The sequence below is a fragment of the Streptomyces sp. NPDC028907 genome (assembly GCF_055564995.1).
On sequence record NZ_JBVHVE010000020.1, the window covers coordinates 40123 to 55294 of the forward strand.

Below are 15172 nucleotides of genomic sequence, written 5' to 3' on the forward strand. Positions count from 1 at the left end.
CAGCCCGTCTGACCGCGCCCCGTCCAGGTCTTCGAGCGGAGGGCGGTGACCGACGTGGGCCCTGACTTCGGGGTGCTCGGGCCGGTCACGGCCTGGGACGCGGACGGCGGCGCGATCGACCTGAAGGGCCCGCGACACCGTTCGGTGCTGGCCCGGCTGATCGTCGCCCGAGGCCGTCTCGTGCCGGTCTCCCGCCTGGTCGACGACCTCTGGACCGACCCGCCCGCCGACGCCGTGGGCGCCGTCCGCACCTTCGTCGCCGCGCTCCGCCGCGCCCTCGAACCCGCCCGCCCGCCCCGCACCCCGGCCCGGCTGCTCGTCACCGAGGGCCCCGGCTACGTCCTGCGCACCGCGCCGGACACGGTGGACGCCTGGCGGTTCGAGCAGGCGGTCTGCGACGCGGCGACGCTGCCGGCCAAGGAGGCGAGCGGACGACTGGACGAGGCGCTCGGCCGATGGCGCGGCCCCGCCTACGCGGAGTTCGCCGACCAGCCGTGGGCCCGCACCGAGAGCCGCCGCCTGACCGAGCTGCGTCTGCACGCCGTGGAACTGCGTGCCGAGACGCTGCTCGACCTCGGCCTGGCAGACCGTGCGGCCGCGGACCTGCGGGCGCACGCCGCCGAACATCCCTGGCGCGAGAACGCCTGGCGCCTGCTCGCCCTGGCCCTGTACCGCACGGGCCGGCAGGCCGACGCCCTCGACGTCCTGCGCGGCGCGCGGGCGCTGCTCGCCGCAGACCTGGGCATCGACCCCGGCCCTGACCTGCGCGCCCTGGAGACGGACATCCTCCGCCAGTCCGGCCGTCTCGGCCGCAGGCCCGGCAACTCCGCCGGGCGGGTCTGGGAGCAGGTCGCCGCCGCCTACGACCGCACCGTCGCCCCCGACGCCCGCGCCCGCCTGGAATCAACCGCCGGACTGCTCCGCAACCTCGCCCTGACCGGCGGCAGCGGACTGCCGGCCGCCCGCGAGCACCGGGTCGCCGCCGTCGTGGCCGCCGAGGAACTGGGCGACGCCGAACTGACCGCCCGCGTCATCGGCGCCTATGACGTCCCGGCGATCTGGACCCGCCTCGACGACCCCGAACAGGCCGCCCAGGTCGTCGCGGCCGCCGAGCGCACGCTCACCGCCCTGCCTCCGGAAGGCCATGAGGCGGCCAGGGCCCGGCTGCTCGCCACCATCGCCCTGGAGTCACGCGGCACCCCGCTCGCCCGCGGCCCGCAGGCCGCCCGCCTGGCCGAAGAGATCGCCCGCCGCCTGGACGACCCGACGCTGCTGGCGTTCACCCTCAACGCGTCCTTCATGCAGTGCTTCGACCGCACCGGGCTCGCGCCCCGCCGGGACGCCATCGGAGCCGAGCTGATCGCGCTCGCCACCCGCCACGGGCTGTCCACGCATGAGATCCTCGGCCATCTCGTCCGCCTCCAAGCCCGCAGCGCCCTCGGGGACTTCACCACGGCCGACCACCACGCGGCCGCCGCCGACGCACTGGCCGCACGCCACGAACGGCCGCTCGTGGGCGTGTTCACCGGCTGGTACGCCGCCCTGCGAAGGGACGCCACCGGCCAGGCCTCCACGGCCGAGGCGGAGGCGGCCTACCGCGCCGCGGCCACCCTGCTCGACGGCTCGGGAATGCCGGGCCTGGGCCAAGGCCTGCCACCCCTCGCGCTGCTGTGCCTGCGCCTGCGGCACGCCCTGCCGCTCAGCTTCGCCCCGGACACCGACTGGGGCCCCTACGCCCCGTGGGCGCACCCCTTGCTCCTCCTCGACCAGGGCCACCGCACCGAAGCCCTGGCCGCCCTCCACGCGACGCCCGCACCACCCCGCGACCTCCTCCAAGAGGCCCTGTGGTGCCTCACCGCCCGCGCCGCACTGACCCTCGACGACGGGCGGACCATGGCCCGCGCCCGTGCCGCCCTCACTCCCGCGGCGAACGAACTGGCCGGAGCGGGCAGCGGGTTGCTCACCCTGGGGCCGGTCTCGACGTATCTGAACGACCTCGACGCCGCCCTGCGAGCCACCGGTCGCTTGTCCAACCGGTGAACCGTTCGACGAGACTCGTCGTCGTACAGGTGAATGATCGACAACGCTCCCGCCGGGGTACCCCACGTCGGCGGGGCGCGCCCGCGTGCCCCTCGCCGCGTGCGACGAGGAAGGAAGCACATGCCGACTCCCGGGCCCCGCACCGCTGGAACACTCCTCGACGTACTGCTGCACGCCGCCGAGGAGAACCCCGGTCAGGTCGTCGTCCATGTCCGGGGAGACGGCAGTGAGCACACCGTGACCTTCGCCGAACTCCGGGACGACGCACTGCGCGTGGCGGGTGGACTGCACGCGGCCGGACTCCGGCCCGGCACCGCCGTACCGCTGGTGGCGGCCGGCGGTGAGGACTTCCAGCCGATGTTCTGGGGAGCGCTGGCGGCGGGGCTGGTGCCCGTGCCGCTCGCCCCGCAGGCGCGTCGGGTCGGTCCCGTGTGGGAGTTCCTCGGCCGGCCCGCCGTCATGGTGGACGACGCCACCGAGGAACTGCTCGCCGAACTGCCGGGACCAGTGCGGGCGCTGCGGCCGGCCGCGTTGCGAGAGGCCCGCCCGTTGCGCCCGCAGCCCCGCCCAACCCCGCAGGACCTGGCGTTTCTCCAGTTCTCCTCCGGCAGCACCGGCGACCCCAAGGGCGTGGAACTCACCCACGAGGCCGTCCTCGCGAACCTCCGGCAGATCCGCGCCGCCACGGAGATCACACCCGACGACGTGCTGGCCACCTGGATGCCGTACTTCCACGACATGGGCCTGATCGGCACCCACCTGGTCCCCATGGCGGCCGGTCTGAAGCAGATACGGCTCGAACCCCTGACCTTCGCCAAGCGCCCCGCTCTGTGGCTGGAGTCGGCGGCACGGCACCGGGCCACCCTGCTGTCGGCGGCGAACTTCGCGCTGGCCCTCGCGGTACGGCGGGTACCGGAGAGCAGCTGGGCCGGACTGGACCTGAGCCGCGTGCGCCTGATGCTGGTGGGCGCCGAGCCCATCGCCCCGCGTGTGTGGCGGGAGTTCACCGCCAGGGCGGAGCCCGCCGGACTGCACGCCACGGCCATGCTTCCCGTGTACGGACTGGCCGAGGCCACGCTCGCCGTGACCGTGCCCCCGCTCGGGGAGATCGCCGCGCCCCTGCGCCTGGACCGCGCCGCGCTGAGCCGGGGCAGGGCCGTGCCCGCCGAACCCGGCCCGGACACCGTCGAGTTCATGGACGTGGGCCGCCCCGTCCCGGAGTGCGGGATCCGGGTCACCGACGACTTCGGCAAGCCCCTCACCGACCGGCGGATCGGACATGTCGAGGTACGCGGTCCCCAACTGGCGCGCGGATATCACCGCGCGCCCGAGGCGAGCGCGGCCACGTTCGCCGAGGGCTGGCTGCGCACCGGCGACCTGGGCTTCCTCAGCGAGGGCCGGCTGTGTGTCACCGGCCGGCACAAGGACGTCGTGTTCGTCGGCGGGCGAACCTTCCACGCGGCCGACCTGGAGGAGACCGCGGCCGCCACTGCGGGGGTGCCGGAGGGGACGGTGGCGGTGATCGGGTCCACCGACCCGGACACCGGCGGCGACCGGGTCGTCGTGTTCGTGCAGTGGGCGCGGCCCGCCCCGGCCACGGCCCTCGCCGTGCTGGACGCGGTGGCGGCCCGGGTCCGTGAGGCGCTGGGCCACGACGACGTACGGGTGGTGCCGCTGCCGCCGGGGGCGTTCCCGCGGACGACGAGCGGCAAGCTGCGGCGGGCGCTGATGCGCGACCGGTTCGAGGCGGGCGCCTACGCGGCCGTCGAGCAGCGATGGGCGGTGGCGCGGGCCGAGCAGGCCACCGCACCGCGGGAGGCACGCGGTCCGCAGGGCGACGCGCCGCGTGCGCGGCGTGATGTAGAGGAGACGATCCGGGAGATCTGGGCCAGGGAACTGGACCTCTCCCCGGCGGCCATCGACCGGAACGAGCCCTTCTTCGCCCTCGGAGGTTCCTCGCTGAAGGCGATGGCGGTGCTCGCGAGCATCGAGGACACCTTCTCCGTCACGGTGGAGCCCCGCGTCCTGCGCGACCATGACACCGTGGCCGCGCTGGCCGCTCATGTGCTGCCCCTGCTGGACGGCCGGGACGAAGCGTCCGAGGCGACGCGGGCATCGACACCGACCGGCGAGCGGGCGGGGCAGGGTGCGGTGGCCGTACTCGGCATGGCCTGCCGCTTCCCCGGCGCGCGGACCCCCGAGGCCTTCTGGGACCTCCTCCTGTCCGGCCGGGACACCCTGACGGCCGTACCGGACGACCGTTGGGACGACACCCCCGGCTTCTTCGGCTCCTTCCTCCCCGACCCCGCGGACTTCGACGCCGACTGCTTCGGCATGGACGACGAGGAGGCCCGCGCGACCGACCCCCAGGCCCGGATCTTCCTGGAACTGGCCCACGAGGCCCTGGAGCGCGCGGGGTACGCGGGGCCGCGCCGGACCGGCCGCAGGATCGGCGTGTTCGCCGCCGTCGGCGACAGCGGATACCGCGAGATCCTGGCCGACGCCACGGACGGCGACCTCGCCGCCCACCCCGGCGCCCTCACCGGCAACCTGCCCAACCTGATCGCCGCCCGGCTCTCCCAGGCACTGGACCTCGACGGCCCCGCCCTCGCGGTGGACACCGCCTGCTCCTCGGCGCTGGTCGCCCTCCACCTGGCGCGGCGCAGCCTCCTCAGCGGCGAGTGCGACGTCGCCGTGGTCGGCGGCGTCCAGCTCGCCCTCACCCCGACCGGCCACCGACTCCTCGACGGCGCGGGCGCGTTGTCACCGACGGGCGGCAGCCGCCCCTTCGGCGCCGCCGCCGACGGCATCGTGCCGGGCGAGGGCGGAGCGGCCCTCGTCCTCGCCCGCCCGGCCGACGCGGCGCGCGACGGCGACCCGGTGCTCGCCCTGGTCCGTGGGACGGCCGTCAACAACGACGGACGGTCGCTGAGCCTGCTCGCCCCCAACCCGCGCACCCAGCGCGAGGTCATCACCCGCGCCTACGCCGAGTGCGGCATCGACCCCGACGCGGTCTCGTACGTCGAAGCGCACGCAACCGGCACCCCGGTCGGCGACCCCGTCGAGGCGCGCTCACTCGGGCACGCCTTCCCGCCCCGCGCCGACGGGACCCCCCGCCTGCTCGGCTCGGTCAAGGCGAACGTCGGGCACCTGCTCAACGCGGCCGGCATGCCCGGCCTGGTCAAGACGGTCCTCGCACTCCAGCACCGCCGACTCCCGCCCTCCCCGGACACCACCCCGCCCGCGTCGTACCTGGAACGCGTGGCCCCCGGCTTCGAACTCGTCACCGAACAACGGGACTGGCAGGCATCCGGACCTCTGATCGCCGGCGTCAACGCCTTCGGCTTCGGCGGCACCAATGCGCACGCCGTCCTGGAGGAGGCGGGGGAGGCGGACGGCCGGGAGGCGGCGTCCGCACGGACAACCTCCGTACGTCCTGCCGCTCTGGGCGCTCACCTGCTCACACTGTCGGCCCGCAGCTCCGACGCCCTGCGCGAGGCCGCCGCCGCCCTGGCCGCCCATGTCCGCGCGCATCCGGACACGCACGAGGAGGACGTCTGCGCCACCGTGAACACCGCGCGCGACGACGGCCCCTACCGGCTCGCGGTCCTCGCCGACGGCGACCTGGCCGGCCGCCTCGACGCCGCCCGCACGGTCGCGGCGAACCTCACGCCCGTCCGGTCCCGCCCGCGCACGGTGTTCCTCCTGCCGGGCCAGGGGGCGCAGCGACCCGGCCAAGGCCGCGATCTGTACCGGTCGGCGCCGGTGTTCCGGAAGGTCCTGGACGAGGCGTCGTCGCTGACGGGGCCCGTCCGCGGGCGCTCGCTCGCCGAGTGGTGCCTCGATCCCCGGACGGATCCCGGGGAGTTGGCGAGGACCGAGGTGGCTCAGCCGCTGCTCGTCACCTTCGGTGTGGGGCTGGCCCGGCAACTGGCGGCCTGGGGGGTGCCGGTCGACGCGGTCGCCGGGCACAGCGTGGGGGAGATCGCGGCGGCGTGCGTCGCCGGTTCGTTGACGCTGGACGAGGCGGTGGGGTTCGCCGCGGAACGCGGACGGCTGGTGGCCGAACTGGCCGTCCCCGGGGCCATGGCAGCCGTCCGGGGCGACGAGGACACCGTCGCCGGGCTCGTCTGCGCATCCGACGGCGCGCTGAGCGTCGCCGCCGTCAACGGGCCCGAGCAGGTGGTGATCTCCGGCGCCGAGGACGCCGTCGACCGTGCGCTCACGGAGTTGACGAGGCGTGGCGCGACCGCGCGCAGGCTCCGCGTGTCCCATGCCTTCCACTCACCGCTGCTGGAGCCGCTCCTCGCCCCGCTGCGGGACGCCGCGAAGGCCCTGACCGTCAAACCGGCGGCGGTACCGATGCTGAGCACGGTCACGGGCGCTTGGCGGCCCGGCCTCACGCCCGCCTACTGGCAGGCACACGCGGCACGGCCCGTGCGGTTCGGCGCGGCTGTCGCGAAGCTGCTGGAGGAGGGCTACGACACGTTCGTCGAACTCGGCCCGGGGAACACCCTCGGCGGGGCCGTCCACGCGGTCGCGAGGGCGCAGGACGCCAGGGACGTGGCGGTGTTGACGGCAGGACTCACCTCGGCGCCGGGCAGTGACACGGAGTCCTCGGGGTCGCGGGCGCTGCTGGAGACGGCGGGCCGGCTGTGGACCCGTGGGGCGCCCCTGAACCGAGCCGCCCTGGACCCGACTGCCCGCTCGGCCGTGCGTGCGAGGGTGCCGGTCCCGACGTACCCGTTCCAGCGCACCCGCCACTGGCCGAGCAGGCCCGGAACGGCGCCCGCCGTGCGGCCACTCGGCTGGGTGACCGCACCGCTCACGCCTGCCGACGGGCCCCGCGTGGTCCGGCTGAGCGGCACCGACCACGCCCTCGGCGGGGCCCTGGCCGAGCGGCTCACCGGCCGTGGGGTGACCGTCCTGGGGAACGACACCGCGCACGGGCCGGGCAGGACGGTGCCGGCGGACACCTCGGTATGGCTGGGAGGAGACGAGGGCGCCAGAGCCGAAGGCCGGCAGGCCCCGGCCATCGCGACAGCCTCCTTGCGCCATGTACTCGACCTCCTCTCCACCGACTGCTCCCGACTCCTGCTGGTCACCCAGGACGCGTACGCCACCGGCACCTTGGCGGAACAGCCGCGCCCCACCCAGGCACTCCTGCACGGCTTCGCACTCGCACTCCCGGCCGAACACCCGGGGCTCGCCGCCCGCACTGTGGACCTGTCCTCCCGCGACACGCTGGACGCTCGGGTCGACGCCCTGGAACGGGAGCTGTACGCGGCACACGAGGCCGACGCCGAGGGCGCCGAGGGCACGGTGGCCTGGCGCGCCGGGCGCAGGCTCCGCCGTACGCCGGTCGCAGCGCAGGACGCGCCCAAGCCGACCGGGGACCTGCCGCCGGACGGCACCTACCTGATCACCGGGGGAGCCGGCGGGCTCGGCTCCGCGCTCGCCCGTGACCTGGCCGGACGCGGCGCATGCGAACTGATCCTGACGGGTCGTTCCGGGACCGTGCCCGACGAGTTGCTCGCCGACCTCCGTGCCCAGGGCGCCCGTGCCCGGTACCACGCGGCCGACGTCTCCGACGAAGCCGCCGTCGACGCCCTGTTCGCCACCCTGCCGCCGCTGGACGGCGTCTTCCACGCCGCGGGCACGGTCCGGCCCGGCACCCTCCGCGCCAAGACCGACGCCGAGATCGAGCAGGTGCTCGCCGCGAAGGTACGGGGCACCGTGCTGCTCGCCGGGGCACTGCGCCGGCACGGCCAGGAACCGGCCGTACGCGTCGCCTTCTCGTCCGTCTCCTCGGTACTGCCCGGCCTCGCCGGCGCGCTCGGCGACTACGCGGCGGCCAACGCCTTCCTGGACGCCTTCGCCGCCGCCGAGCGCCTGGCCGGCCGGCCCTGGCAGTCGATCGGGTTCGGTCCGGTGGCGGGCGCGGGGCTGGCCGCCGGGTCACCGGCCGGGACCCGGCCGCGTGCCCTCGGACTGAGCCCCATGACCACGCGGGCCGCCATCACGGGGCTGCGGGCCGCCGTGGCCACCGGCGCCGCGCACGTGTTGGTGACGTCCGTGCCCAAGCCCTTGAAGCGGGGCGCCGGTTCCGTGGCGGCGGCCGCCCTTCCGGGCCGTTCTGCTCCCGCCTCGCCGCCCACGCCGCGTTCCGCACCGGCCGAGGCCGCCACCGTGACCGACCTGGCCCGCACCGCCGACCTGATCCGCCGCCTGCTCGCGGAGGCCCTGCACCGGACCCCCGACGACATCGGTGACGACGAGCAGTTCCTCAGCCTCGGGCTGGATTCACTGACCGCCGTCGACCTCGCACGCCGCCTGGAGACAGAACTCGGACTGCCGCTGCCCGCCACCCTGCTCTTCGAGCACCGCACGATCGGCGAGCTGACGGCCTGCCTCGGCGCACAGAACCCCGCAGCACCCCATCCGCCCACCGCCACCACGCACCGCGGCCCGGCGCACACCCCGCGCCCCCTCACCCGCCTCCAGCGGGCCTTCCTCACCACCGAGGCGCTGTACGAAGGCGTCACCGCCTACGGCTACCTGCGCCAGACCGTCCACGGCCCCCTCGACCCCGACCTCCTCGGCCGCGCCCTCGCCCACCTCGCCGCCCGTCACCCCATGCTGCGCCTGCGGATCACCGAGGACGGCACACCGCCGAGCCAGTACACCGCGCCCGCAGAGCCCACCGACCGGGCTCCCCGCTGGTACGAGATCCACGAGCCCGACGCGGCCACGCCGTCCCTGCGGGACCTCGAACAGCGCCTGTACAACCGGCCGTTCGACCTGACCAGTGAGGACCCGGTGCGTGCCGTCCTGGTCCGCGACCGGCCGGACGGCCTTGTCGCCCACCTGCTGCTGGTCGTCCACCACAGTGCCGCGGACGGCTTCAGCCTCAAGGTGCTGTGCGAGGACCTCTGGCAGCTCTACACCGACCTCGCCGACAGTCGGCCACCCCAACTACCCGCACCCCGGGCCGATTTCGCCGACTACGCGGCCCTCGCCGCCGCAGACCAGCAGTCCCCTGCCTTCACCCGGGACCAGCGGTACTGGCGTGACCGCCTCGCGCGGCACACCGGCGCGGCCACGGCCGGGACACTGCCGTACGACGGCGACCCGGAAGCACTCCCGACGCCCCCGCTCACCCACCACCACACGACCGTCGACGCCTCGCTCACGGATGCGCTGCGCGCGGTGGCCGCCCGCCACGAGGTCTCCCTCTTCCATCTGCTCCTCGCGGTCTACGGCCGTTGCCTGGCCCGCTGGAGCCGACAGCGCGCCGTCGCCGTGAACGTGGCCCGTGCCCGCCGTGAGGTGCCCCTGCCCGGGATCGACCGGCTCGTGGGCCCGCTCGCCGACACTCTGCCGGTGTTCGCCACCGCCGACCCCGACGAGCCGGTGCCCGCGCTGGCCCGGCGGTTGCGGCGGATCTGGCGCGAGGCGGAGTCCCACGCGACGCTCGCCAGCCCCGACATCGCCGCGCTGCTGCCCACCACCGGCCCCGCCCCACGCACGGTCGCCCCGGCCGGGTTCAGCTTCGCCCGCTTCCCCGTGCGCCACGGCCGGGACTGGCCGGTCACCGTGACCCCGACCGCCGCGGCCACCGCCTCCGCCGCGACCCGGCTCGGACTGCTGTGCTGGGAAGCGGACGCGACCCTGCACTTCTCCTGGAACCACCCCGCGCACCTCTTCCGACGCGAGACCGTCGAACGCCTCGCGGGGGAGTACGTCGAGGAACTGCGCGCAGCCGCCGGTCAGTCGATCGGCCCTTCCCAGCGGCACGACACCGACGAGGGCGTCGTCGACCGCCTCCGCGCCCGGTTCCGAGCCGCACCGCAGGCTGTCGCGGTGGACACCGGCCGTACGACGCTCACCTACGCCGAACTCGACGCCGCCTCCGGCACGCTGGCGGCCCGACTGCGAGCCGGTGGCGTACGCCCCGGCGACCTGGTCGGTCTGCTCACCGAACCGGGCGCGGACACCGTCGTCGGCGTCGTGGGGATCCTGCGGGCGGGCGCCGGCTGGGTGCCTCTGGACGCCGCGCACCCCGTGGCCCGGGTGCGCGACCAGGTGACCCGCACCGGCGTCGGCGTGGTCGTCTGCCACACGGCGACACGCGAGGCCGTCACCGCGCTGGACGCCATCACGCCCGTCGCGGTCGACGACCGGACGCCTGCCGGGCCGGTCCCGAACGAGGTGACCACGTCCGCCGATCCGGACGCCATCGCCTACGTCATCTTCACCTCGGGTTCCACGGGCCGCCCCAAGGCCGTCCCGATCACCCAGCGGTCCATGCTCAACTACCTCGACTGGTCCCTGACCACCTTCGGCTACCGCCCCGGCGACCGCCTCGTGCAGACGGCGTCCGTCTGCTTCGACGCCTCCGTACGCCAGTTGCTGGCACCGCTGCTCGCCGGCGCCACCGTCCACACCCTCACCCGGGACCTCCTGCGCGACCCCGAAGCACTCCTCGACCGGATCGTCGACGACCGGATCACGGTGTGGAGTTCGGTGCCGACCCTGTGGGAGCGGCTACTGACCGCCGCCGAGACCCGCGCGAGCCGGGACGGGACACCCCCGGACCTGTCGGCACTGCGCTGGGTCCACGTCGGCGGCGAGGCACTGCCGCCCGCGCACGTACGGCGCTGGTTCGACCTCCTCGACGGACACGGGGGACCGGAGCACCGGATCTCCAACCTCTACGGGCCCACCGAGTCCACCATCAACGCCACCTGCCACATCATCGACGCCCGACCGGCCGACGACGTACGACGGCTGCCCATCGGCCGGCCGGTGGCCGGCACCGAACTGGCCGTCGTCACCGACGACGGGCGTCCCTGTGCGCCCGGCGAGGCCGGTGAACTGCTCATCGCCGGAACCGGCCTGACCCCCGGCTACCTCGGCGAGCCGCAGCTCACCTCGCGGGCCTTCGTCGAGCGCGACGGCCGGCGCTGGTACCGCAGCGGTGACCGGGTCCGCCGATCGCCCGACGGCGTACTGGAGTTCCTCGGCCGCCTCGACGGCCAGGTCAAGGTCCGCGGCCATCGAGTGGAACCCGGCGAGGTGGAGGCCGCGCTGCTCACGCACCCGGACGTCGCCCGCGCCGCCGTACTGCTCGTCGAGGGGCGCCTGGTGGCGTACGTCGAGCCCCGCTCCGGCTCGGCGGAGCCGGACGCGCGCGCGATACGCGCCTTCCTCTCGCGTGTGCTGCCGCCGTACATGCTGCCCGGACGCATCCGCTCGATCGCGGCGATCCCGCTGACCGGCACGGGCAAGATCGACCGCACCCTGCTGGCCTCCGAGTCCCGCCCCGAACCCTCGCAGCCCAGCTCCGGAACCCGGCCCGCGACCCCGACCGAACGCACCCTGGCCCGTATCTGGGCGGCCCTGCTGGACGTACCCGACGTCACCCGCGAGGACGACTTCTTCGGGCTCGGCGGCGACTCCATTCTGGTGCTGGAACTCTTCACCCGCCTGCGCGAGGAGCTGCCCGCGGTCCCACGTCCGACCACCGTCTACACCCACCGCACGCTCAAGTCCCTCGCGGCGGCCGTCGACCGCGCGGCCGACGAGCCGTCGCCGGACCCGAACCCCCACCCCGCGCCGGTGCAGTCCACGGCCCCCTACCCCCTGACCCCCTCCCAACGCGGCTTCCTGCTCGCCGAGGCCATCGACCCGGGGGCCGGCTCCGGCTGGCTCGCCCGGTTCCGGCTCACCGGCCCGCTGCGTCCCGACGTCTTCCAGCGTGCCGTGGACGTCCTGGTGGCCCGGCACCCGATGCTGCGGACCGTCTTCCCGGCCGGTGCCCGCCCGCCCGTGCAGCAGGAACTGCCCGACTCGTTGCGGCTGCCCGTGGAGACGGAGACCCTCACCCACCCCGACCTGCTGGAACGGCGGATCGCCGAGGAGGCGGGGCGCCGACTGGAGCCCTGGGCCTGGCCGTTGCTGCGGCTGAGACTGTTCACCCTGGCACCAGGCGAGCACGTCCTCCTCGTCCACGCGCACCACCTCATCGGCGACGGCTACAGCGCCGCCCTCCTCGCCAGGGAACTACTCACCGCGTACGACCGCCTCGACCGCGGTCTCCCGCACGGCCTGCCGCCGCTCGCGAGCACTTTCCGCGACCACGTGACCCAGTCCTCCGTACGCCCGCACGCAGGCGGTCCCGAGGCCGAGGCCTACCGCGCCCACCTCCACGCGCCCTACACGCCCCCCGCACTGCGGCGGCCGACCGCGGAGCGCGCCAAGGGCGCCGATACGCAACCGGCGTTCCACACCACGGGATTCACCCTGGACGCCGCCACGACCAGCGGGCTGCGGCGGCTCGCCCGAGCAGCGCACCGCACCCTGTACGCGCCGCTGCTCACCGCCTACTACCGCGCCCTCACGGAACTCACCGGACAGCGCGACCTGATGATCGGGCTCGCCGTCACCGGACGGGAGGAGTCCACGGCGGACGCACACCGGGTGTTCGGCCCGTTCGCGCAAGCGGTGACGCTGCGCCCGGATCCGCTCCCTGCTCAGCGCCGGGACCTGCCCCTCGGTCACGGCGACGACCACCGGCCACCCGCGTTCGACGCCGACTTGCGACGGTTGGCCGCCGAGGCGGACCTGGCCCGGGCCGAAGGCCCCAGCGACCTGCGCACGGCGGCGGGACTGCCGTGCCACGCCCAGTTCTTCTTCACCTTCCTCGACTTCACCTCCCTGGATTTTGAGACCCACGGGAGTCTGACCCTGCACGCCGACGAGACCGACACCTCCCTCGCCCCGCCGCCGCTGGGCACGGATGTGTTCCTGGCGGTGCGGCCGGTGGCTGACGGGGAGGGGCTGCGGGTGACGGTGCGCGCCTCGGCGGCGGCCCTCACGGCGGACCAGGTCGCCGGATTGGCGGAAGGGATACGCGGGCAACTGCACGACGCGACGGCCGGCACCGCTTCCGTCCCCAGGGGCCGTGGCCGACGCCTCCCCCTCGACGCCGCCCTTGTCGGCTACCTTCCTGCTCCTCACCACCTCGCCGCCCTCGCCGGACTGCCGTACGACAGCCCCGGCCTCGGCCGCGAGGAGATCCGGGCCCTTCTGTTCCCGGACGGGCGTGCCCGTCTGCTGGAGGAGACGAGCACCCCGCTGGGGAACTCCGGCTTCGTCGCACTCCCCCTCTTCGCCGACGAACTGAGCCCGGCCGACGATCTGGCGGCCCGCACCGCCCGCGCCGTCGAGCAGGCTGCCTCGCTCGGCGCGCGCTGCGTCTCGCTCGCGGGCATGATCCCGTCGCTCACCGGCTACGGATACGACGTGCTGCGTGAGACCACGACGAGCGCGGCGATCACCACCGGACACGCCTCGACGACCGTCGCCGTGGCCAAGACGGTCCACTCCGCCCTGGAGGCGACCGGACGCAGCCTCGGCGACCTGTCGCTCGCGGTCGTGGGCTGCGGCTCGATCGGCACCTCGTCCCTACGACTGCTGCTGGCGACGGCACCCAGGCCACCGGCCGGGCTGCTGCTGTGCGATCTGCCCGGGAGCGCCGAGCGGCTCGAACGGCTGGCGGCGGACCTGTCGTCCGGGCATCCGGGACTGCCGGTCCGGGTCGCGGAGTCCGGGCGGACGCTGCCCGCGGAGGTCTACGAGGCCGACGTGATCGTCTCCGCCGTCAGCGGCGCGACGGCTCGCCTGGACGTCGACAGGCTGCGGCCCGGCACGATCGTGGTCGACGACTCCTTCCCGCACTGCTTCGACACCGCGAGCGCACTGGACCGGATGAGCCGCGAGCAGGACGTGCTGGTCGTCGGAGGCGGCCTGCTGGCCCTCGACCGGACCAAGACCCGGCTCAGCGAGGACCTGCCGGCCGTGGCGAGCGCGGGCTTCGCCGTCCGGCCGCCCGGGATCGAGGGCACCCTGGCCTCGTGCCGGCTGGAGTCGCTGCTCCACGCCCACCTCGGGAGTTCCGGTCGACCCGCGAGCGAACTGCCCCTGACCCATGGCCTGGTCGACCTGCCGCGCGCCCTCGCCCACTGGGACGCGGTGGAGGCCGCCGGGGTGCGGCCCGCGCCGCTGCATCTGCTCGACCGGGTCATCCGGCCGGGCGCCGACCCAGCGCCGGGCCGAGGCCGGTAGCGATGTCGGTGAGGATCTGTACGTAGTCCTCGTGCTCGAAGGTGAAGGGCAGCGCGAACGCCACCTCGTCCACCTCGCGGAACGCCGCGTGGGCGTGGAGGCGTTCGGCGATCTCCGCCGAGGTGCCCACGAGGTCCGGCGCGAACAGCAGCCGAGCCGGGCCCTGCGGTGACGTCGTCCGCGGCGTGCGCTTGGCGGCGTACTCCTCGTACTTCGCGCGCTGCTCGGCCGTCGCCGAGTCGGTGGGGATGACGACGAGGCCCTGGGAGACGCGGGCCTTCTCGCCGTCGGGGTGGCGGGAGCGGAAGGCGCGGATGTGGGAGCGCTGGATCTCCGCGAAGTCCGGTGCCGCCGACGCCGCCCCATCGGGGCCCTCCGCCTTGACGACGCTGCTCGTCAGGAAGTTCATCCCTTGCTCGCCGGCCCACCGCGCCGAACTCAGGCTGCCACCGCCGTACCACATACGGCTGCCGAGACCGGGGGACTGGGGCTGCACCCGGTCCGAGAACGATTCGAATCCCTCGACCCCGCTGAAGTCCGTGGCCGGCTTGCCCCGCACGAGGTCCAGCAGCCGTCGTACGCGCTCGTAGCCGAAGTCCTCGACGTCGGCCGTGTCGGGGTAGAGGGCCTCCTTGACGCGGTCGTAGTGCATCGGCGTGCCCACGCTGACGCCCGGGTTGAGGCGGCCGCCCGACAGGAGGTCGACCGTCGCCAGGTCCTCGGCCAGCCGCAGCGGGTTCTCCCAGCCGAGCGGGATGACCGCGGTGCCGAGCTCGATACGGGTGGTGCGCTGGGAGGCCGCGGCCAGGACGGCGACGGGGGAGGAGATGCCGTACTGGAGATGGCGGTGGCGCAGCCAAGCGCTGTCGAAGCCGAGCCGTTCGCCGAGCTCGATGATCTCCAGCGTGGACTCGTGGCCCCGGCGTGGATCCGCCTCGTCGAAGAGCCCGATGGTCAGGAATCCCAGCTTGCGCAGCGGGCGGGACGTTGACGGCATGGACTC

3 protein-coding genes are annotated in these 15172 nt (G+C 74.8%); 2 read left to right on the forward strand and 1 reads right to left on the reverse strand.

Translation table 11 applies throughout. The features are described 5' to 3' along the window. Positions 1–54: 54 nt before the first annotated feature. Both ACZ4UU_RS40140 and ACZ4UU_RS40145 read left to right on the forward strand, forming a co-directional pair. Positions 55–2040, forward strand: coding sequence for an AfsR/SARP family transcriptional regulator (locus ACZ4UU_RS40140; RefSeq protein WP_471908449.1), 1986 nt, complete (start codon positions 55–57; stop codon positions 2038–2040). Positions 2041–2160: 120 nt separating this feature from the next. Further along, positions 2161–14169: an amino acid adenylation domain-containing protein gene (locus tag ACZ4UU_RS40145; RefSeq protein ID WP_471908368.1), complete on the forward strand. Its 12009-nt coding sequence runs from the start codon at positions 2161–2163 to the stop codon at positions 14167–14169. Here the strand turns inward: ACZ4UU_RS40145 and ACZ4UU_RS40150 are convergent. Further along, complete coding sequence (locus tag ACZ4UU_RS40150) at positions 14126–15166, reverse strand: LLM class flavin-dependent oxidoreductase (protein ID WP_471908369.1); 1041 nt, start codon at positions 15164–15166, stop codon at positions 14126–14128. The genes ACZ4UU_RS40145 and ACZ4UU_RS40150 overlap by 44 nt on opposite strands. Positions 15167–15172: the final 6 nt, after the last annotated feature.